At 56.2% G+C, this 18,343-nt stretch carries 22 protein-coding genes and 1 tRNA gene; 20 read left to right on the top strand and 3 right to left on the bottom strand.

Features of this window, described 5'->3' with window-relative positions; translation table 11 throughout:
- Window positions 1-49 precede the first annotated feature (49 nt).
- The 18 genes from AB1495_RS01915 (at window position 50) to AB1495_RS01830 (ending at window position 12,960) form a co-directional block, all read left to right on the top strand.
- Window positions 50-388 (top strand): GPW/gp25 family protein, encoded by a 339-nt coding sequence (locus tag AB1495_RS01915; RefSeq protein WP_037963754.1) that lies wholly within the window; start codon window positions 50-52, stop codon window positions 386-388.
- The gene (locus tag AB1495_RS01910; protein WP_074634617.1) at window positions 385-1,287 is read left to right on the top strand and encodes a baseplate J/gp47 family protein; all 903 of its coding nucleotides are present in this window, start codon (window positions 385-387) and stop codon (window positions 1,285-1,287) included. The genes AB1495_RS01915 and AB1495_RS01910 overlap by 4 nt, the downstream gene beginning before the upstream one ends.
- Complete coding sequence (locus tag AB1495_RS01905; RefSeq protein ID WP_074634616.1) at window positions 1,280-1,933, top strand: phage tail protein I; 654 nt, start codon at window positions 1,280-1,282, stop codon at window positions 1,931-1,933. Before AB1495_RS01910 ends, AB1495_RS01905 begins: the two co-directional genes overlap by 8 nt.
- Window positions 1,933-2,448: a phage tail protein gene (locus AB1495_RS01900; RefSeq protein ID WP_244268807.1), complete on the top strand. Its 516-nt coding sequence runs from the start codon at window positions 1,933-1,935 to the stop codon at window positions 2,446-2,448. The genes AB1495_RS01905 and AB1495_RS01900 overlap by 1 nt, the downstream gene beginning before the upstream one ends.
- Window positions 2,449-2,459: 11 nt before the next feature.
- Window positions 2,460-3,248 (top strand): hypothetical protein, encoded by a 789-nt coding sequence (locus tag AB1495_RS01895; RefSeq protein ID WP_074634615.1) that lies wholly within the window; start codon window positions 2,460-2,462, stop codon window positions 3,246-3,248.
- Window positions 3,249-3,256: 8 nt separating this feature from the next.
- On the top strand, window positions 3,257-3,658 hold the full coding sequence (locus AB1495_RS01890) for a hypothetical protein (RefSeq protein ID WP_074634614.1): 402 nt from the start codon (window positions 3,257-3,259) through the stop codon (window positions 3,656-3,658).
- A gap of 21 nt (window positions 3,659-3,679) precedes the next feature.
- On the top strand, window positions 3,680-4,165 hold the full coding sequence (locus AB1495_RS01885; protein ID WP_074634613.1) for a hypothetical protein: 486 nt from the start codon (window positions 3,680-3,682) through the stop codon (window positions 4,163-4,165).
- Between the two features lie 56 nt (window positions 4,166-4,221).
- Complete coding sequence (locus tag AB1495_RS01880; protein WP_074634612.1) at window positions 4,222-5,403, top strand: phage tail sheath C-terminal domain-containing protein; 1,182 nt, start codon at window positions 4,222-4,224, stop codon at window positions 5,401-5,403.
- Complete coding sequence (locus AB1495_RS01875) at window positions 5,403-5,909, top strand: phage major tail tube protein (protein WP_074634611.1); 507 nt, start codon at window positions 5,403-5,405, stop codon at window positions 5,907-5,909. Before AB1495_RS01880 ends, AB1495_RS01875 begins: the two co-directional genes overlap by 1 nt.
- 9 nt (window positions 5,910-5,918) lie before the next feature.
- Window positions 5,919-6,209: a phage tail assembly protein gene (locus tag AB1495_RS01870; RefSeq protein ID WP_074634610.1), complete on the top strand. Its 291-nt coding sequence runs from the start codon at window positions 5,919-5,921 to the stop codon at window positions 6,207-6,209.
- A 120-nt stretch (window positions 6,210-6,329) separates the two neighbouring features.
- Complete coding sequence (locus tag AB1495_RS01865; RefSeq protein WP_074634609.1) at window positions 6,330-9,305, top strand: hypothetical protein; 2,976 nt, start codon at window positions 6,330-6,332, stop codon at window positions 9,303-9,305.
- A 2-nt stretch (window positions 9,306-9,307) separates the two neighbouring features.
- Window positions 9,308-9,721: a phage tail protein gene (locus tag AB1495_RS01860; protein ID WP_037963772.1), complete on the top strand. Its 414-nt coding sequence runs from the start codon at window positions 9,308-9,310 to the stop codon at window positions 9,719-9,721.
- The gene (locus tag AB1495_RS01855; protein WP_074634608.1) at window positions 9,684-9,908 is read left to right on the top strand and encodes a tail protein X; all 225 of its coding nucleotides are present in this window, start codon (window positions 9,684-9,686) and stop codon (window positions 9,906-9,908) included. The genes AB1495_RS01860 and AB1495_RS01855 overlap by 38 nt, the downstream gene beginning before the upstream one ends.
- Window positions 9,899-10,906: a phage late control D family protein gene (locus tag AB1495_RS01850; RefSeq protein WP_083350850.1), complete on the top strand. Its 1,008-nt coding sequence runs from the start codon at window positions 9,899-9,901 to the stop codon at window positions 10,904-10,906. The genes AB1495_RS01855 and AB1495_RS01850 overlap by 10 nt, the downstream gene beginning before the upstream one ends.
- A 74-nt stretch (window positions 10,907-10,980) precedes the next feature.
- Complete coding sequence (locus AB1495_RS01845; protein WP_074634607.1) at window positions 10,981-11,592, top strand: hypothetical protein; 612 nt, start codon at window positions 10,981-10,983, stop codon at window positions 11,590-11,592.
- A 213-nt stretch (window positions 11,593-11,805) separates the two neighbouring features.
- Window positions 11,806-12,066, top strand: coding sequence for a hypothetical protein (locus tag AB1495_RS01840; protein WP_074634606.1), 261 nt, complete (start codon window positions 11,806-11,808; stop codon window positions 12,064-12,066).
- 10 nt (window positions 12,067-12,076) lie between these two features.
- Window positions 12,077-12,745 (top strand): nucleotidyl transferase AbiEii/AbiGii toxin family protein, encoded by a 669-nt coding sequence (locus AB1495_RS01835; RefSeq protein WP_074634605.1) that lies wholly within the window; start codon window positions 12,077-12,079, stop codon window positions 12,743-12,745.
- Window positions 12,746-12,888: 143 nt separating this feature from the next.
- Window positions 12,889-12,960, top strand: a tRNA-Cys gene (locus tag AB1495_RS01830).
- Window positions 12,961-13,022: 62 nt separating this feature from the next.
- Here AB1495_RS01830 and AB1495_RS01825 read toward each other — a convergent pair.
- Both AB1495_RS01825 and AB1495_RS01820 read right to left on the bottom strand, forming a co-directional pair.
- Window positions 13,023-14,033, bottom strand: a complete 1,011-nt coding sequence (locus AB1495_RS01825) for a tyrosine-type recombinase/integrase (protein WP_074634604.1) — start codon at window positions 14,031-14,033, stop codon at window positions 13,023-13,025.
- Window positions 14,020-14,193 (bottom strand): hypothetical protein, encoded by a 174-nt coding sequence (locus AB1495_RS01820; protein WP_159431862.1) that lies wholly within the window; start codon window positions 14,191-14,193, stop codon window positions 14,020-14,022. The genes AB1495_RS01825 and AB1495_RS01820 overlap by 14 nt, the downstream gene beginning before the upstream one ends.
- A gap of 1,163 nt (window positions 14,194-15,356) precedes the next feature.
- Here AB1495_RS01820 and AB1495_RS01815 point away from each other — a divergent pair.
- Together AB1495_RS01815 and AB1495_RS01810 are read left to right on the top strand one after the other, a co-directional pair.
- A complete protein-coding gene (locus AB1495_RS01815) occupies window positions 15,357-16,526 on the top strand; it encodes a DUF262 domain-containing protein (RefSeq protein ID WP_074634603.1) in 1,170 nt (389 codons plus the stop codon).
- Window positions 16,519-17,145 (top strand): HEPN domain-containing protein, encoded by a 627-nt coding sequence (locus AB1495_RS01810; RefSeq protein WP_074634602.1) that lies wholly within the window; start codon window positions 16,519-16,521, stop codon window positions 17,143-17,145. The genes AB1495_RS01815 and AB1495_RS01810 overlap by 8 nt, the downstream gene beginning before the upstream one ends.
- Before the next feature lie 135 nt (window positions 17,146-17,280).
- On the opposite strand, the gene AB1495_RS01805 is transcribed toward AB1495_RS01810, so the two are convergent.
- Window positions 17,281-17,898 carry a thermonuclease family protein gene (locus tag AB1495_RS01805; RefSeq protein ID WP_244268805.1) on the bottom strand — a complete coding sequence of 206 codons (618 nt, stop codon included), beginning with the start codon at window positions 17,896-17,898 and terminating at the stop codon, window positions 17,281-17,283.
- Window positions 17,899-18,343 lie beyond the last annotated feature (445 nt).

Below are 18,343 nucleotides of genomic sequence, written 5' to 3'. Positions count from 1 at the left end.
TGGGGAACCGCCAGAGGATCGCAGCGCCTGTCCTGTCCAATGTGGGCGCATGTATGGGATCAGCGCACTCACAGGCCGTAAATTGGGCGGCATCGACCACCTCCGGCAATCCATCCGGGATATCCTGACGACCCCGATCGGGTCGCGGGTGATGCGGCGCGACTATGGCTCCCGTTTGTTCGATCTTATCGATGCGCCGTATTCTTCGGCGACCAAGCTAGCGATCATCGCGGCGACGGCCGAGGCGTTGATCACATGGGAGCCGCGTATCGATGTGGACACTGTGACGCTCCGGACCTTTGAGCCTGGCAAAATTATCATTGATCTCAGCGGCCGCTACCTACCCGACGGCCGCGAAGTCACCATCGCGGGGATCGAGGTCGGATGAGCGCGTTCACGGCAATCAATCTTGAGCGACTGCCCGCTCCGGAGATCATCGATCGCAAGGACTTTGAGACGATCCTGGCGGAAATCAAGGCATGGCTGGTCGCGCGCGATCCAAGCCTCGCACCGATCATGGGGTTGGAGAGCGAGCCGATCACCAAGGTGCTTGAAGCTTGGGCATATCGCGAGCTGCTGTTGCGCGCTGAAATTGATGATGCCGGCCGCGGCAACATGCTGGCGTTCGCAGGTGGCGCGCAGCTGGACCATCTGGCGGCGTTCTACGGTGTTGAGCGCGCGGTAATCCAGCCGGCCGATCCTGCGGCACTGCCGCCTGTGCCGGCCGTGCTCGAGGATGACGTCCGGTTCCGCTCGCGGGTGCAGCTGGCGCTTGAGGGGTTCACCACGGCCGGCCCGCGCGGGTCGTATGTGTTCTGGGGGCTGTCGGCCTCGTCCTTGGTGAAAGACATCAGCGTTGAATCGCCATCGCCTGGGCAAGTCTTGGTCACCGTGCTGTCGGATGAAGGCGACGGAAGCGGGCATGCTGCGCTGATCCAGACGGTGTCTGATAAGCTCAATGACGAAGACATCCGGCCGCTGACAGATCAAGTCATCGTCCAGGGCGCATCGATCGTGCCGTATCAGCTCGAGGCCGTGCTGACGCTGTATGAGGGGCCCGATGCCGATGTTGTGCGCGCGGCCGCGGAAGCGTCCGTATCTGCGTTCGTTTGGGACCAGCATCGCTTAGGTCACGACATCACGGTATCTGGATTGCATGCGGCGCTGCACTTGGCGGGTGTGCAGAAGGTTACCCTGGTCAGCCCCGGCGCTGATTTGGAGGTTGATGCATCTGAGGCTGCCTATTGTACGTCGGTATCCGTAACGGTCGGGGGGCGTGATGTCTGATCTGCCCACCATTTTGCCGCCAAATGCGCAAGAGATTGAGCGCGAGCTGGAGCAGCTCTCCGGCCGCTTGGTCGGGTTTGGCGATCCGATCGCCGGCCTCTGGGATGCATCGCTGTGTCCTGAGCATCTGCTCTCCTATTTGGCGTGGGCGTTTTCCGTTGAGGTTTGGGACAGCGCTTGGCCTGAGAACCAAAAGCGACAGGTGCTGGTCTATGCGGTGCAGGTTCACCGGGCAAAGGGTACGATCGGGGCTGTTCGCCGCGCGCTCGCGGGCATCGGATTTGACGCCGAGATTGCGGAATGGTTTGAGTACGGTGGGGATCCGCATACGTTTCGGATTGATGCCTACGGGGACGATGTGTTCGCGGCGGGCATGTCGATCGACGTCAGCTTGCTCACGCTCATCACATCGATCCTGGTCAACCTGAAGCCTCAGCGCTCCCATTTTGAGCTTCGCATTGGGGAGCGGTTCGATACGGCCGTCTATGCCCGTGCCGGCGCGCGCGGCCGTACGCGCTCCGATCTGAGCCATGACCCCAATCCCCGGACGCGCGTGTCGGTCGGGACCACGCACATGCGTGTCGGGGCGCGGTCGCGCCAGATTAGCACAGTTTATCATGATGTTCAGCCAAGGGATGCCGCCTAATGCCCACCACCATTCTCACTGATATCGCCGAGGCGAAAATCACCCAGGCTGCCGGTTCGGGGTCGCAAGTTGCGATCACCCATGTGGCGTTGGGGGACGGCAACGGGGCCAGCTACAACGGCGACTTTGACCAGACCTATTTGCGACGGGAACGTGTCCGGGTGCCGATCGAGCGCCGGCATATTGTCTCGCCGAATGCATGGCGCGTAAAGGCCGAGTTTGGTGCTGAGACGGTCGCATTCGATGTGCGCGAGGCGGGGTTTTTCGACGCCGATGGGGATCTGATCGCGCTTTGCACGTTTCCCGCGGCCGAGGTCCGCCGTACAGGCGCGATTGTCTATCTGATCGACCACGTTTTGAACTTCAGCCGTGTCGCGGAGGGTCTCATCATCGTTGATGCTCCAGATGACGATCTGTTCGATCACGTCGTCACAAATCTTGAAACCCAAGTGATTTTTGCGACGGAGCAGTTCGACCAACGGATCGCAATCCGCGCGCTGCAAGCTGCTAACTAAGGAGAGCCCAAATGGGGATTGAAGATATTAATCAAGCCGCCGTCGCGATGAATGAGTTGACGGCTCGTATGAACAGCTTTTTTGGCGAGGCGGATGATCAAATTGCCCAGAGCCAAGCGGCTTACGCCGCACTTGCTGCAAACCTGAAAACCGTCGTCAGAGATGAGATGAACTTCAGTGTGGAAATTGACCCTGACGCGGCCAACCCATCCGAAGTTTCGGGAGGCGTTTTTACCAACATCGGTGACGCTATTGATGCCGCCCCTCGTGGGTCTCTTGTCACTTTGAACCTGCTGGCAGAGAAAGAGCATCCGGTCGATCGCGGCATTTCTCTTTTGGGGCGTCAGATTTACATCAAGCAAAAGGGGGCGGGTGCGAGGCCGGTTATAAAATTTGTTGCGACCAGTGACGCTACCTTTAACCACATGCGCGGCTTTGACACTATCGGGTCAGAAAGCATTACAATGCACAATGTGGATATTGAGCTACCTGAAAAGAACGACCCCGCTTTGCCCTGGAGCAGCCTGCGTTCAGTTGTCCGATACACAAGCCTTGGAGTCAGAACGGTCTCCCTTACATCTTGCAATGTAACGGGGCGGGATAATCAGTCCATAACTTCAAGCGTTGGGGCTGGTATTTCGATGGTGACGTTGAACAACGTCATCATGGACGGAGCGGTTTATGCGGTCGCGTCTATGTCGTCCGGTGTCGCAATGATTAGTAAGCAATCTTTGACGCTGGATAATGGCGCTGGCCTGAATGAGGGCGGCACCCTCGGAACCAATTATTTGTTGAACTGAGGTGAAAGATGAAATTTGATATTTCTCACGAAGGCCGCACGACGCTTTCTACAACGCGCGAAGATGCAGTGGCTTTGGGGTATCCCGAGCAGGCTATCGCAGACGCCGAGCGTGGCGTCCGAAAAGAAGCTGTGAAAGCTGAGTGCCGCCGCCGTATCTACAGTGCGGCCTCTGCCGAGACCCAGATGAACATGGCGACGGCTGGGGCGGTCATCTCTGCCAAAGAAACAAACGCGCGGACCGAAGACGAGGCGTCGATATTGTCGGGGCTCGATGATGCAATCGGTTGGGTGGCGCAGATGCGCAGTCGTGTAACCGAGCTGGCAGACGATGCGACGCTCGATATCCACGATGATGCCAATTGGCCCCCATTGCCGGATCGCGCGCGCGACGTTGTAGCAAAGTTTTGAGCTGAAGGTGAGGGCGCTCTTGTGATCGCTTTGGCATTCTACAAAGGGCGCGGGCAGCTGCTCGATCGGGTGATCCGTTGGGTCACCCGTTCTTCGTTCAGCCATGTCGAAATTCTGCGCGCGGTACCGGCAATGTCTGGCGATGGTTCGCAAGCGCGCGCTTGGTCATCGAGTAGCCGCGATGGCGGTGTGCGCGAGAAGTCGATCACCTTCAAACCGGGACATTGGGAATTCGTCGCTATTCCCTGGGCGGGGCCAGCCGCGATCGACCGGGTGATCGCCGAGGTCGGCAACCCCTACGACTATGCTGGCTTGTTGGCATCACAGGCGCTGAACCTGCGCCGGCATCGGCGTGACCAGTGGTTCTGCTCTGAAATCTGCGCCCATGCCCTTGAGCTGAGTGCGCCGCAGGAGCTGTCGCCAGGCGGGCTTTATTGCCGTGTTTTGGAAATGAACCGCGCCTATCTCGCCGGCTGGACGCGCGCGGGGGAACCGCCAGAGGATTGAGCCGCGGTGCGGTGGAATGCTTGGGGCAACAGTTCACATCCGCAAGCGAGGTCACTATGGCATTTCTTCACGGCGTCGAGGTCATCGAGATCGATGCAGGTCCACGTCCCATTCAGACGGTCAAGTCATCCGTCATCGGCATTGTGGGCACCGCCCCCGACGCCGATCCTGATGCCTTCCCCCTAAACACACCGGTCCTGGTCGCCGGCTCGCGCAAAGAAGCCGCCGGCCTGGATACCGAGGGTACGGCGCTTGGAACTTTGCCGGCGGCGATGGACGGCATCTTCGACCAGATCGGCGCGGTCGTCATCGTTGTGCGGGTTGAAGAGGGAGGCACTGAAGCTGAAAGCCTCGCCAATGTCATCGGTGGCGTGAACGCGGTTGATGGCAACTTTGAAGGGGTTCATGCTCTGGTCGGGGCAGAGAGCGTTGTCGGGTTTTCCCCGCGCATCTTGATCGCGCCTGGCTTCACCCACCAACGCTCCGAAGGCAACGCAAACCCGGTCGTTGCGGAGCTGCAGGGGATCGGTGACCGTCTGCGCGCTGTCATCATCGCCGATGGGCCCAACACCAACGATGCCGACGCGATCACCGCGGCCGGCGACTTCGGGTCGGATCGCATCTATCTGATCGATCCTTGGCACAAGGTTATGGTCGGGTCCGATATCGTGTTGGTACCGGCTTCGTCCCGTGTTGCCGGCTTGATTGCCAAGGTGGATAACGACACCGGGTTCTGGGCATCGCCATCCAACAATCTGTTGGGCGGCGTGATCGGTACCAGCCGGCCGGTTGACTTTAAGCTGGGCGATGCGAGTGCGCGCGCCAATCTGCTGAACGAGGCCAAGGTTGCCACGACGATCCGCCAGAATGGTTATCGTCTTTGGGGCAACCGGACCCTGACCGATGATACCAAGTGGATCTTCCTCAGCGTTCGTCGCACAGCCGACATCATCAACGACTCGCTGCTGCGCGCCCACCTCTGGGCCGTCGATCGGGGCATCACCAAAACCTACGTCTCGGACGTCGAGGAGAGCGTGAATGCCTACCTTCGGGATCTGGTCGCCTTGGGTGCAATCCTGGGCGGGCGGTGCTGGGCCGACCCGGACCTGAACTCGGCCGCAAATATCCAGCTCGGCAAAGTGTTCTTCAACTTTGATTTTACCCCGGTCTATCCGGCCGAGCATATCACGTTCCGTTCGCACCTGGTGAACGACTACATCGAGGAGGTGTTTAACTGATGGCTGCTGAAGATATCCTGAAATATCTAAATCTGTTCGTTGATGGCCGTGGCCATGCGGGCAAGATCGAGGAATACAGTCCCCCCGATCTGACGGTCTCGACCGAAGAGTTCCGCGGGGGCGGCATGGACGCGCCCATCGATCTCGACATGGGCCAAGAGAAGATGACCACGTCCTTCGTGCTCACGTCCTACGACCGTGATGTGCTGTCCCTCTGGGGCATCAAAGACGGCTCGGTGGTTCAGCTGACGGCGCGCGGGTCGCTTGAAAGCCTGGATGGCACCAAGACGGCCGTGGCGCATCACATGCACGGCAAGATCATCTCGGTGGCGCGCGGTACCTGGGGTTCGGGGGCGAAGCCGTCGCTGACCTTCACGGTGAGCCTGCGGTACTACCGCGAGGTCCAAGGTGGCGTCGATATCAACGAGATCGATGTCGTCAATATGGTGCGCAAGGTGCGCGGCGTGGATCAGCTCGCCGAGCACCGCGCAAACATCGGCCTGTAAGGACCTTTCATGGACAATCAAAATAAGCCGGCTTGGCTGGTCGAAAATGACGATGGGTCGCTCACGATCAACTTTGAAAGCCGGCCGCCGAAGATCGACGGGACGGAAGTCAAAAGCCTGAAGATGCGCGAGCCGTTCGTTGATGATCAGCTGGCTGCGGATTCTGCCGGTTCCAGCAGCGCGCTTTCCGAAATCTCGCTGATTTCCAACCTGTGTGAAATCTCACCGGAAGCTGTGCGCTCGATGACAATGCGCCAGTACAGCCGGCTGCAGACGGCGCTCTCGGTTTTTATTGGCTGACCCGTGAACAAGTCCGGGCGGGGTCACTTCGGCTCGCCCGGCACACCGGATGGGCCGAGCGTGAAATCATGGCCATGCCGGTCAGTCGTTTCATCTGGTGGATAGAAGGCCTTCCGAAGAATGAGTAAAAACCAACGCCTAAACGCAACGATCACGATTGGTTCTGTTCTCGAGCAGTCGGTCAAGCGCAACATGGGCTTCCTAAAATCTGGGCTTTCCCAAGTCGGCGATGCGATCAAGGGTGTGGAGCGCCGGCAAAAGGAGCTCGATCGCCAGCGCAATGTTCTGCGCAAGCAGGGGCAGTCCGTTGAGCACCTCGATCGTGAGTATGAAAAGCTCGAGCGGACGCTTGTGGATCTGCGCCGCGCCCAGGAGCGATGGAACCGCGCGGCCGCAGCGTCGCGTCGTGTGGGGTCCACCTTCAGTAACATGGCATCCGGCATCGGCCGCAACGCGCGGCAGATCGCGATCGGGGCGACCTTGGCCGGTGGCGCAATCTTTGGCCTTGCCAATTCGACAGCGGATCTCGGAGATAACGTTGCCAAGACGGCCGACAAGCTGGGAATCGGCTTGGGTGCGCTGCAGGAGCTGCGCTATGCGGCCGAGCGGTCAGGGGTCGCCACGGGCACCTTCGACGGCGCTTTGGAAAAAATGACCAAGAACATCGGTCTGGCGCTCGAGGGGACCGGTGCCCAGAAGGACGCCTTGGATGCCTTGGGTCTTTCAGCCGGCCAGCTCGCCAATCAGCTGCCAGAGGAGGCGCTGGCCTCGATCGCGGACAAGCTGCAGGGGGTAGAGACGCAGGCAGAAAAGGCCGCGCTCGCAAATGATCTGTTTGGGCGATCGGGTATCGGTCTGCTCAATATGCTGAAGGACGGTTCTAAAGGGCTGACGCAGCTGCGCGAGGATGCGCGGCGCACCGGCTACGTGCTGTCGGATCAGGCTGCCCGGGATGCCGAAGTGTTCAAGGACACGCTGCTCGATACGCAGCTGGTCATGTCCGGCCTGAAAAACACGGTCGGCTCTGCACTGATGCCGGTGGTGACGCGCTCTATGCGCCGCATCGGCGACGCTCTGGTGGGTAACCGGGCTGAGGTGGAGCGTTGGGCCAACGGGTTTGCCGATGGCGCTGAGAGGGCGTTGCCAGTGATCGGCGAAGTTGCCGCGGGTATCGGTGCGATCGGGTCCGTGGTCTGGTCGGTCACCGAAGGCACGGCCGATATGATTGGCGGCTGGGAAAACTTCGGGATGGTGGTCGGGGCGGTCTTGGCGTCGCGCACGATCGTGCGTGTTGCCAAGTTCGGGGGCGCAGTGTTCAGCCTCGGCCGCGCCATGCTGTCCCTGGCCACAGCGTCGCCGATCGTCGTTGGTGCGATCCGGGCGATCGGGTCTGCCCTAGTCATGAACCCGATCGGGGCGGCGATCGCCGTCATCGCGGGTGGGGCCTATCTCATCTATCGAAATTGGGAGAGCGTCGCGCCTTGGTTCAAGGGTCTATGGGGCGACGCGAAGGGATACTTTCAGGGGTTCGGCAACTTCGTCGGTGGGGTCTTTTCCGGGGATATGGAGCGCGCCGAGAAGGGTGTGCGGGCGATGTGGGATGGCACCACGTCGTTCTTCGATCGGACCTTGAGCGGCATTGGTGCCGTTTTCTCGGCGACCTATACAAACCTCATTAAGCCGGTCACGGATGCGATGGGGATCACGGGGCCAATCGAGGCCGCGTGGCGGCAGGCTGGCAGCGTGTTGGGGCCAGTGCTGTCGGATATCGGGTCTTACTACTCTGGCCTGGGCGACGTGGTCGCTGGCGCCTTTTCCGGTGACATGCAGCGCGCGTCTGATGGGCTTCGGCGCATGTGGAAGTCGGCGCGGTCGGTCATGGACGGGATCCTGGGCGGCATCGGCGACAGGTTCCGGTGGATCTATGACAATGTGATCAAGCCCGTGACCGATGCGATGGGGGTGACCGCGCCGATCGAGCGCGCCTGGTCGACCCTTTCCGGTGCGATCGACACGACCCTCGGTGCGATCGGGTCCGTCTTCGACACGACCTGGTCAGGGCTGGTGAAACCGGTCATCGATGGGCTGGCTGCGACCGGTGGCATCGGTGCCGCATGGGAGGCGGTCAAAACCGCCATTGATCCCGTCCTGACCTGGATCGGTGATAAGTTCACTTCGCTGATGACCTTGATCAAACCCGTGATCGAGGCGTTGAAGTGGGGCTATGAAAACGCGCAGCGCGCCGGCAACGCCATCGGTTCGGCCGTCAGCTCTGGGGTGGCCACGCGCGTTGAACCTGGCAAAGTCTCTGGGCTCGGCAACACGGCGTCAAATGACAACGCGGCACCGATGACCAGCTCGGCCGCAGAGAAGCTATACGGAATCAAGCCGCAGAAGAACGCCTTGGGCGGACCCTTCCGTCCTGGCTGGCACCTGACGGGCGAGCTCGGTCCGGAGCTCAAGTTCGAGAACCGGTCGGGGTACGTGGCGAACAATCGCGCCATGCGCCAGCTTGCAGGCTATGCCGATCGTGTCGGCTCTGTGTTCAGCCCGGCTGCGCGGTCGGTGAAAAAACAAGGCGCGCGTGTTCTGGATATGGTGCGCGGAAGCGGCGGGGTCGCGCGGCCGGTCAGCAATCGCGGTGTAATGCCTGTTACTCTGGGCCGCGGCAGCCCGAGGGTAAGCATTCCAGCGCAGCCGGCACGTCGCAGCAGCTCGGCCGCGCGGCCGGCCAGCGATCGAGGAGCCCGTGTCTTGGATAAACTGCGTCGCAGCATCCCGCGGGTGGGTATTCCTGCGCAGCCGGCGCGCCGCATGGGATCCGCTCCGCTTACCTCAAGCGTTCGCGAGCAGTCGCGCCGGCCTGATGTCGACGGCATGATGGCGCGCATCGAGGCCGTATTCTCCCAGACGGCCGCGCCGGCACTGGCAGCAGCTCCTGCGCAGGCATCGCAAACTGTCACCAACCACTACACGATCAACGCGCCTGGGGCTGACGCTCATGAAGTCTTGCGGCTCCTGAAGCGTGAGGAAAAACGCAACGCCGGCAACGGTCTATTCGATCGCGCGCCGGCCACGGGGCCGTTTGGGAGATAATGATGGCAGAAGTCATGATGCAGCTCGGGTTCTTCCAGTTCTCCCTGGATAACGCAGCCTACCAGCGTCTCAGTCGATCGGCCGAGTATCGGTGGGCCCGGCAGGCGCGGATCGGGACCAATGATGCGCTGCAGTTCACCGGCCTGGGCCCGGAGACTGTGGAGCTCGAGGGCGTGATCTATCCCCATTTCAGGGGCGGGCTGAAGCAGATCGATAAGATGCGCACACAGGCCAGCCTCGGGCTGCCACTGCCGTTGGTGTCTGGCATCGGTAAGGTGCTGGGCCTGTGGGTCGTGGAGGGCGTCACCGAGGGGCAGGAAGTCTTTGCCTCGCAGGGCATCCCGCATCGGCAAGAGTTTACAATGAGGATGGCAAGATATGACGGCGGTGTCCGATCTCTACTTCGTTTCTTCTGAGGGCGATGTCCTGGACCAGGTCGTGGCCGCGCAATACGGGGATACCCTGGGCGGCAAGGTGGAGGCGGTTCTTGCCGCTAACCCAGGTCTGGGCGCGCTGGGCGCTGTGCTGGATCCTGGCGTTCGCATCCGGTTGCCGGATCTAGAAACCTCAGAACCTTCTGAAACGGCGCAGCTATGGGGTTGATGGATTTCCGGCCATTGGTCCAGGTTACGATCAACGGGGTGCCGCTGTCGGGGTTCGTGTTCTCGCAGTTGAGTTCGGTGCGCGTGTCCGACACGGCCGGCTTCATCTCCGATACTGCTGAGATTACTTTCGCCAATACCTCGCCGCTGTCGCGCTTTGCCATGCCAGAGCCGGGGGCCGAGGTCGCTATCGCCCTGGGGTATCTCGGGGAGTTCTTGCAGATGGGGCTCTATATTGCCGATGAGGTCGAGGAGAGCTCGGCCCCTCGCATGATCACGGCTGTGTGCCGTGCCAAGGCGCAAGGCGAGACACAGAGCGGCTTTGCCCCGATTAGCCAGCAGAAGTCCCGGTCGTGGCCGGCCGGGATGACGCTGAAGGCGATCGCCACCACCATTGCCGGCGACAACGGGCTCGAGCCGGCCGTGACCGAGGCCGCTGGATCCATCGTGCCAGGTCACATCGATCAGCTGGACGAAAGCGACCTGTCGGTTCTGACGCGGATTGCGGTGCTGCATGACCTCGTTGCCAAGCCGGCCGGTGGCGTTCTCTATGTCGGGCGCAGGGCGGAGGGGGTGAAAGCCTCGGGGCAGCCAACGGCGACAGTGGTGCTGCAGGAGGCAGATGTCACCCGCTGGTCGATGCGCCGGGGGCTCAGCGAGGCAACCGGTACAATCATCGCCACCTATCGGGATCTCGAGACAGCCGAAGATGTAGAGGTAAAGGTCGGGGACGCGGAGCCGGTGCGCCGGCTGCGCCAGCGGTTCCGATCCGAGGAAGAGGCGCGCGCCGTCGCTACGGCTGAGTCGCGCCGTGCCGGCCGCGCAAAGGAGACGCTCGAGGTGGAGCTGCCTGGCAACCCTTCAATCGCAGCCGAGGGGCGCTTGATTCCGATCGGGTTCAGCGCGGCCGCATCCGGCGTTTGGGTTGTGAAAACAGCAACCCATGAAGTCTCCGAAGGGGGCTATCGTACGATGGCCCAATGCGAGCGGCCGGAGTAGGGAACCCGCCAGAGGCTCCAAAGCGCACCCGCGGGCATCTTGGCTTGAAATGTCTGCACCTGGAGCCTGTCTGCATGTCTGAAGAAGAAACCCCGCGCGCGGGGCTGATCAACTGGTCGGAGTGGCGAAAGGATGGCGGCAAGTTTTTCCGCATCACCGTCATCGGGGCCTTCGCCGCATGGATTGGTGCCTATGTGCCCGTGGTCAACGAGCTGGTGTTCTCTCCTTGGCGCTTAGGTGACAAGGTGGATGCGAATACCCAGACGCTGTCGCATCTGGTCGAAGACGTGAAAATCCTACAGCGGCCGGATGTGATTTTTCGGATATCGCGGTCGGATGTGTTGGGGCCCCGGTGCGGGGGCGGGCGCAGCTGCGCGATCGAGGTTGAGATCGAGCGGACAGAGGAGGGACGAAACTGCCAGATCGTACCTGGGAAAACGCGCTACTCCTTCCGCAACCCGCGCACCGATGCCAGCTTGTATGTTCGCCTCGATCGGCCCGTGCAAAGTCAAAACGTCGGGTCAAAGCCGATCACGTTCCAGTATCAGGTGACCGCGCCGTATGGTTTGGAGCCCAACGCAGAGTTTTGTCTGGAGCCGCTCTATACAGGTTGCCCTGGTATGTCGGACGGGGATGCGCCGATCAGGGCAAATCGAAGCTGTACGGCCGTACCTGTCGAGCTCTAGCACAAACTTAAATTAGTGATGTGAGAATTTCGCAGCAACGTATAGCTTGCGGTACGTCCATCTGATGGCGATATATTTCGATACGTGTGGGCTGCTTAACTTTTCCAAGGCCAAGGCAGGCTGTCACGCTAGATCTGCATCAAGCGCTCGCCCTTATTGCAAAATTAGTAGAAAACAACTAAATATAGAAAAGTAAAAAAGGAGAAAGCAGAAATGTCCGCCGTGGCTTCCAAGATTTTGGGAACTGTGAACGCACCCTATGGTGCGAACCTTTCTGCACATCAACTCGCATCTTGCATTTCTAGCTTAGATGCGATGAAAGGGGCTTGGGGGCCCGTTTTTTCTTTTTTTACAGAGGTTAAACCAGATCTCCAAATGGATTTCATTAAAGAAATGGGCATTGAGGACAGTGCAAAATCTGTAGCTGCCTATCTGCAAGGGCAATGCGCAAACCCGATTCCCCTCGCATTATAAAGTCTCCCACATGAATACGCCGAGTCCGAGTCGCTGGAGCGACCTTTTTGACGTAGCCTTGTCTATTATTGAACAAGTAAACAAAGAAATGCCCGTCATAGATCGGTGGACTTTGGGCGGGGGGACAGCACTTATGTTGCAAATCGATCACCGCGAAAGTCATGATGTGGATCTTTTCTTAGATGATCCACAGCTGATGCCGTATTTAAACCCTGAGACACAAGGTTTCGATCTTTCAATACGCCCTAGCAGTTACACATCAGACGGTACACAGTCACTTAAAATTGTGTTCGACGAAGTTGGCGAAATCGATGTAATTTGTTGTGGCTGGTTGACCGATGACTATTCAATCAATCGGGAGATCAATGGCCATCCAACACTCCTTGAAAAGCCCAGTGAAATAATCGCCAAAAAGGTGTTTTACCGGGGTTGGAGCTTACAGGCTCGGGATATGTTCGATATCGCAGCTGTGCGGCAAGTCTACGGTGATGACTACGTTGTCGAAGCTCTTTCACCGTTTCCAAAGCAGGTAGCGCTTGCGCAAAGTGTTGCAGAACGCCTGAACCGCGACTTAGCCCTAGGCATCCTCTCCGGGCTAACGGTCCGTGGCGCGTTCTCTGAGCTGATCGGTTTTGCGCAGACATCTACGATCGAAATCCTTTCAAAGGTTTCTAAGTAGCGTCTAAGTTTGGCCAGTTACGCTTGTCCGCCCGAGAGTGGGCGTCCCCGCGGCAAAGTTCTCAGGTGGAAGAACGCTTTGATCGCTGCCACACATTCTCGAAACGTTTCCGGTATGTTCCGTCCATATGCTGCACAAAAAACCGTTAAAAATCAGTCAAAAACGTGCGGATTGCAAATCCGTGTACAGGAGTTCGATTCTCCTACTCGCCTCCATTTATTTTCAATGGCTTAGAAGATTTTGGAGCGGTAAGCAAAAATGACGTCTAAACAAACGTCTAAACATTCTGTTTTTGTTCTGTTCGCTTTTGCTGCGCCTGACGCGCTCTGATTTTCTGGCGAACCTTCTTTGTATAGTGCATGACCATAGCCGGGCTTTGGCCTGTAACGGCGGCAATCAAATCATCATCGCAGCCCGCTTCGAGCAGTTCGCATGCAGCGTTATAGCGCCAGCTGTGAATGTCGAAGTCTAAGGCTCCAATCTGCTCTCTCACTTTACGGACAGCTTGGGATGCCCCACGATAAGACCAACGATTCGTCCCCCGTTCATTTGTGAGAATGAACAAGGAGTGGCGGCTGGCTGCGTCCAACGCCGTTTGAAGTTCAGGCAGGATCGGAACCCAAAGTTCTTTACTGGTTTTGTTTTGACGAACAAACACCGCACCGTCCTGAATATCAGACCAACGCATTTCAAGAACATCTCCGATCCGTTGCCCTGTTCCGACGCAAAGCTCCATAACAAGGCGCTCTCTGGACTCTATCGAGCAAGAGGCGCGGTACACGTCGAGAAGCTCTCTGGGCCAAGGTTCACGTTCGCTCTTCTGAGTTTTGATTTCCGCAACACCCTTGGCTGGGTTGTCGTCTCTCCAACCCAAATCGACGCAGTGTTCCATCAGGATGCGCAAAACGCGGATCGCGTAATTGGCAAAATATGGTTTGTCAGCATTGGTATCTCGGAGCCGGATTACGTCTTTCCGTTTCATGTGGCTTGGGTTTGCGTCAGCCATGATGGAGAGAAAAAAGTCTAGATACTTGTCGTAGTCCATAGCCGTGCGAGGCTTAAGCCGAACATATCTGGCCGATTTTCGGTAGCTTTTTGTGAGGGCCGTAAAATTCCGGAAGGTTACCCGTTGGGGTGTCTCTGCGCCGGAAAGGATTAGAGCGTATTCCTGCCAGAATTCTGTGGTTCCAAAGCCGTTCTCGAATTTTCTCGATGGCCAACCACGCCGTTGAAAATAAAGACCGTTCCGCTGTTTGTAGACGTGTTTTGGCAGCTCACGTTTTGTCATGGCGCATTCCGATCTTATCAAATTCATCTATGGGCTGTCCGATACTTAGCACGAGTTCAATTTTCTTTCCGTCAATTGTTATGCTTGCGACCGTTCTGCCGGATTTTTCAAAAGCGTTGACCAAACTCAGTGCACGCTGTTCGATATTCGAACCTGACATCACAGTCCCCCTTCTTGCTGAGGAAAGCTAAGCCGGCGAAAGGCCAGGCTGACAAACTATAATCTGCGGCTGGGACCACTAAGCACATATAGAATCTGTAACAAATTGTTACCTAACTGCGCTGTAAAAGGTTGCTAACGCGGTAAAGTTCTAGAAACGAATTTTGCTGGCTCTCAGGTCAAGCCACTGTATCTATGCTACTTGGGTCTGTAAGCGGGAGGTATCAGTAGGTCGGTGGGTCAAATAGAACTGCGCCGCGCGAAATATCGAACGGTAGACCGTGCTGAGCACTAGTTGAAATTTGTGGTGCCACCAATCCAGACTGCTAATCCCTTATAGTCCTTAGTAGTTAAGTGGCCCCAACTGTCAAAACTGTCGCGCCGAGACTTTTCGATAGTGTTTGTCAGTGGTGACCACTAAGTAGATATATCATCAAGCCATTGTATCTATGCTACTTGGGTCTGTAAGCGGGAGATATCAGTAGGTCGGTGGGTCAAACAGAACTGCGCCGCGCGAAACATCGAACGGTAGACCGTGCTGAGCACTAGTTGAAATTTGTAGTGCCACCAATCCAGACTGCTAATCCCTTATAGTCCTTAGTAGTTAAGTGGCCCCAACTGTCAAAACTGCCGCGCCGAGACTTTTCGATAGTGTTTGTCAGTAGGGACCACTAAGTAGATATATCATCAAGAGAGTATGTGTCTTCCCGCCCATCGCCCCTTCCGATACTTACGTCTCCGGGGGCGTTGGGCTAATGATGCCGGCCATGTCTAATGTTTGATTTTGTCAAAAGCAATTGCTTACATTCAGCGAAATATGACCGCTGAGGCTTGTTGGTGCTCATTGTAACCCAATGCCGCAGAAAACTCAAAGCAAGCCGATCTAAACGCTTCTCCGCTAACCCACGGCCAAAGCAGAGATAAAAAAGGATGGACGCATGTGATCCTGCTATGGCATTGAGCGGCATTGAGGCAACAAGGACGGAAACCGAACCTTCGCTGCAGTCAGCCTGAATGTCCGCTTTCAAACTTCGGGCGGCAATGAAGCGCCGGACCAAATAATATGGTCTTCCTATGGGGCGGCTCCGCAACCCGCATGCCTTAAGCATTGCCGTTTGGCCCATCCCGCAGTTAACTAAGCTTGGCAGGTGGGAGAAATGAGAAATGTCACAACTTGAAAGTTTGTTTGAAGAAGATGAAGCTGCCGAAGGCGGTGATGACTACAGAATAGCCCCGTCCGACTTCACAGATATTTTTGTCATTCCTTCAGATTGGACGGTTTCCACTCTGCGGCAAGAGCTCGTTGATATCGTTGACCTCGAGCCGCATTTTCAACGTCGCAGCGTCTGGACAACGCGAGCAAAGTCTAAGTTCATTGAGTCGCTTATTCTAGGAATACCTATTCCACAAATTCTACTTGCAGAGCGACAAGATGAGCGCAATCAGTTCCTTGTCCTTGATGGAAAGCAAAGGCTGTCATCGATCAAAGAGTTCTTCGAAGGGGTGACTGAAGACGGTACTTCATTCAGCCTTCAAGGTTTGACAGATTTAAAAGAACTAAACGGTGAGACATGGGCGTCAATCAAAGACAGGCAGCCGAAGATAGCTCGCGCAATTGATGCAGCAGCAATAAGAACCGCGGTTATACGCGGATGGAAGAGAGACGACGTCCTATATGAGATATTTCACCGGCTAAATTCAGGATCTGTCAGGCTATCGCCGATGGAGTTGAGGATGTCTTTGATCAGAGGTCCTTTTGTTCGTGAGGCAATTAAGCAAACCGCAGAGTGTCCCTACCTCCAAAAGATGCTTGGGCTGAGTAAGCCGGACAAACGCATGAAGGACGTTGAAGTGGCTATCCGGCATTTTGCGTTTCAAAGCTTTGCTATTGAATATCGAGGAAACCTTAAGGAGTTCTTGGATGAGTATTGTCGTTATAAAAATAGAAACTTTGAAGTTGGGCAAGTAATAGAACCTGTTAAAGAGCTAGAAGAACTCATTCAAGACGGCCTAGGGTTGCTCGAAGAAAGAGCGTTTTCGCGGAAATATGTTCCTGACTCAGGTAAATACGAGGGTGCCTTCAACCGGGCGGTTTTTGACGTCTTAGGTGGATCACTTGCTAACCTAGAATTCAGGAGGGCCGCACTGGAAGATGTTGAGAAATTTAGAAAACTCTATAAATATGCGTTTGAGAACACCTCATTTGTTCGATCAGTTGAGTCTACCACCAAGAGTATTTCCGCTACGAAATATCGGTTCGCGTATTGGTATGAACTTATTGAGAAAGAATATAATGTGGCGCTCAGAGTACCACTAATCAAAAAAAATGACTGAGAGCTCCGCCGCGTTTGCGCAGCTCGAATTGGCCATCGTCGAGGCGCGAGGTATCCTCCAGGATTTACCCGAGCACGATGTTGTAAGCCGATTACATGAACTTAAACTGAGGTCGTTTGTTTTACTCTGTCACGCAGCATTTGAGGAGTACTTGGAGCGAGTCTCGCTGGCAGTACTCAGTAATAGTCTCAAGGCTTTTGAAAAAGATGGCGTGGTTAGAGATCCTCTACTTGCAGCAGGTAGCTTTTACAAAATAGTGCTTGCCAACGAAATCAACGTTCGGTTTGCCGGCGATCGCTTGCAAGATGTTCTTGACGTTGTATTCAAGCGAGCGATCTCCGAGCACAAAAAGGCTGTTGACGAAAACCATGGGGTAAAAACAAAAGATCAAGACGTTTTATTTCTACCGCTTGGCATAAGGTTATTCGAATTTGATCGAATCCTTTCTCAGAGCCTTAACTCTTTCGGAGAGCTTAGGGGCGGAATGGCACACGGTTTCGGTATGAAGACAATTGCCCCTAAAGCGGGGCAAGAGGCCAAAATTCATAACATGATACGTTTAATTCTATCTTTCGATAATTTCCTTTGCGAGCGACATGTCGTTAAGCTTGATCAATGACTGGGTTTCAAGCGTTAGACAGAACGATACCTAAGTTGGCGTTACACGTCTCAAGTCTTCGCGCTTTCGCAAGGCACTTTTGATACTGAGAAGCCTTTCGAGTTTAAGGCTAGTAACGGCTGCTTTGGATCGAGACTAACGCTTGGCTTGGCTCGACTTAAATTTGTCCCAGACATGCATGCGACCTTTCTGACGTGCGTCGGCAAGCCAAAGCTTTTTTCTGGCATCTGGCGTTTCCATTTTGCGGTAAATTCCGCCTGAGAATTTTGGCCAGTCAATTGCTAACCCCTGCTTAACCATTTCGGCCGACAAATCTCGACCATCAGGTAAATAGCAACGCGCTACAACACGACCATAATCGTCTTCGTCTGATACTTCCGCGCGGATTTTGTGGCCTTTACAAAGCTTGACCATCGCCCACTTGGCTTTTTTCCCAAAGGGATGATCCAGCTCGGGCGCATCGACGCCAAAAAGGCGGATTTGTGTTCTTTCAATTACGATGGTGTCACCATCGGTCACATAAGCAGAGCCTTGGATGATCCGTTGCTCAGGCAGCTGCCGCGCGCTTGTGGCATCGAAGGGTTTAGGCTGCTTCTCTTGCGTTCCCGAAGGAGAGTTGCGGGTTCTTTTATAGGGTTCTTCTTGATCGTCTGAACTGTGGCTCGAACTCGACCTTCCTTTGCTAGATCGCGAAATGCAAATGGCCAGGACCAAACAGCCAACAAGGGCTAAAAATGCAAGCAATAATTCCAATGAGTTTGCCTCGTTGTTGAATTAATAACTCTCCCTATAGGTGCATATTCATTCCAGCAACGCCAGTCCGTATTCCTAATTAATCAAGGATATTGACAATTGAGTTCAGCCATAGCGACGCTCTAAACATTCACGCTACGTTCGTGCTGATTTTGGTTATTCTCTAGGCACAAAAGTATTTATTTTCAACGGTATACCTAGTCTTGCAAATCCGTGTACAGGAGTTCGATTCTCCTACTCGCCTCCACTATATTTCCCTCTCTAAATTACGTTTCTCATAGGCTGACCGCGCGCGCCATGCGTCGTGGCTATGGCATCCTCTATGTTTTAACCGTATTATCCGACAAACACGGAAAATTGCGCCTATTGACCCGACTGGCCGTTGCCCGGCGGGCGGTGATGTGGCATCTCACGAGACAAATAACTGAACGAAAGAGTTTAGCTG

Origin of the sequence: Sulfitobacter pontiacus, from assembly GCF_040790665.1 — a bacterium.
Lineage (GTDB): Bacteria > Pseudomonadota > Alphaproteobacteria > Rhodobacterales > Rhodobacteraceae > Sulfitobacter > Sulfitobacter pontiacus.
The sequence above is the reverse complement of the archived record's forward strand: the minus strand, read 5'-3'. Positions and strand labels throughout refer to the sequence as shown.

Bases quoted from the DNA above. Each gene is read 5' to 3' on its own strand.
- AB1495_RS01915 (WP_037963754.1), top strand. From the start codon at position 50: ATGTATGGGATCAGCGCACTCACAGGCCGTAAATTGGGCGGCATCGAC.
- AB1495_RS01910 (WP_074634617.1), top strand. From the start codon at position 385: ATGAGCGCGTTCACGGCAATCAATCTTGAGCGACTGCCCGCTCCGGAG.
- AB1495_RS01905 (WP_074634616.1), top strand. From the start codon at position 1,280: ATGTCTGATCTGCCCACCATTTTGCCGCCAAATGCGCAAGAGATTGAG.
- AB1495_RS01900 (WP_244268807.1), top strand. From the start codon at position 1,933: ATGCCCACCACCATTCTCACTGATATCGCCGAGGCGAAAATCACCCAG.
- AB1495_RS01895 (WP_074634615.1), top strand. From the start codon at position 2,460: ATGGGGATTGAAGATATTAATCAAGCCGCCGTCGCGATGAATGAGTTG.
- AB1495_RS01890 (WP_074634614.1), top strand. From the start codon at position 3,257: ATGAAATTTGATATTTCTCACGAAGGCCGCACGACGCTTTCTACAACG.
- AB1495_RS01880 (WP_074634612.1), top strand. From the start codon at position 4,222: ATGGCATTTCTTCACGGCGTCGAGGTCATCGAGATCGATGCAGGTCCA.
- AB1495_RS01875 (WP_074634611.1), top strand. From the start codon at position 5,403: ATGGCTGCTGAAGATATCCTGAAATATCTAAATCTGTTCGTTGATGGC.
- AB1495_RS01870 (WP_074634610.1), top strand. From the start codon at position 5,919: ATGGACAATCAAAATAAGCCGGCTTGGCTGGTCGAAAATGACGATGGG.
- AB1495_RS01865 (WP_074634609.1), top strand. From the start codon at position 6,330: ATGAGTAAAAACCAACGCCTAAACGCAACGATCACGATTGGTTCTGTT.
- AB1495_RS01860 (WP_037963772.1), top strand. From the start codon at position 9,308: ATGGCAGAAGTCATGATGCAGCTCGGGTTCTTCCAGTTCTCCCTGGAT.
- AB1495_RS01855 (WP_074634608.1), top strand. From the start codon at position 9,684: ATGACGGCGGTGTCCGATCTCTACTTCGTTTCTTCTGAGGGCGATGTC.
- AB1495_RS01850 (WP_083350850.1), top strand. From the start codon at position 9,899: ATGGGGTTGATGGATTTCCGGCCATTGGTCCAGGTTACGATCAACGGG.
- AB1495_RS01845 (WP_074634607.1), top strand. From the start codon at position 10,981: ATGTCTGAAGAAGAAACCCCGCGCGCGGGGCTGATCAACTGGTCGGAG.
- AB1495_RS01840 (WP_074634606.1), top strand. From the start codon at position 11,806: ATGTCCGCCGTGGCTTCCAAGATTTTGGGAACTGTGAACGCACCCTAT.
- AB1495_RS01835 (WP_074634605.1), top strand. From the start codon at position 12,077: ATGAATACGCCGAGTCCGAGTCGCTGGAGCGACCTTTTTGACGTAGCC.
- AB1495_RS01825 (WP_074634604.1), bottom strand. From the start codon at position 14,033: ATGACAAAACGTGAGCTGCCAAAACACGTCTACAAACAGCGGAACGGT.
- AB1495_RS01820 (WP_159431862.1), bottom strand. From the start codon at position 14,193: ATGTCAGGTTCGAATATCGAACAGCGTGCACTGAGTTTGGTCAACGCT.
- AB1495_RS01815 (WP_074634603.1), top strand. From the start codon at position 15,357: ATGTCACAACTTGAAAGTTTGTTTGAAGAAGATGAAGCTGCCGAAGGC.
- AB1495_RS01810 (WP_074634602.1), top strand. From the start codon at position 16,519: ATGACTGAGAGCTCCGCCGCGTTTGCGCAGCTCGAATTGGCCATCGTC.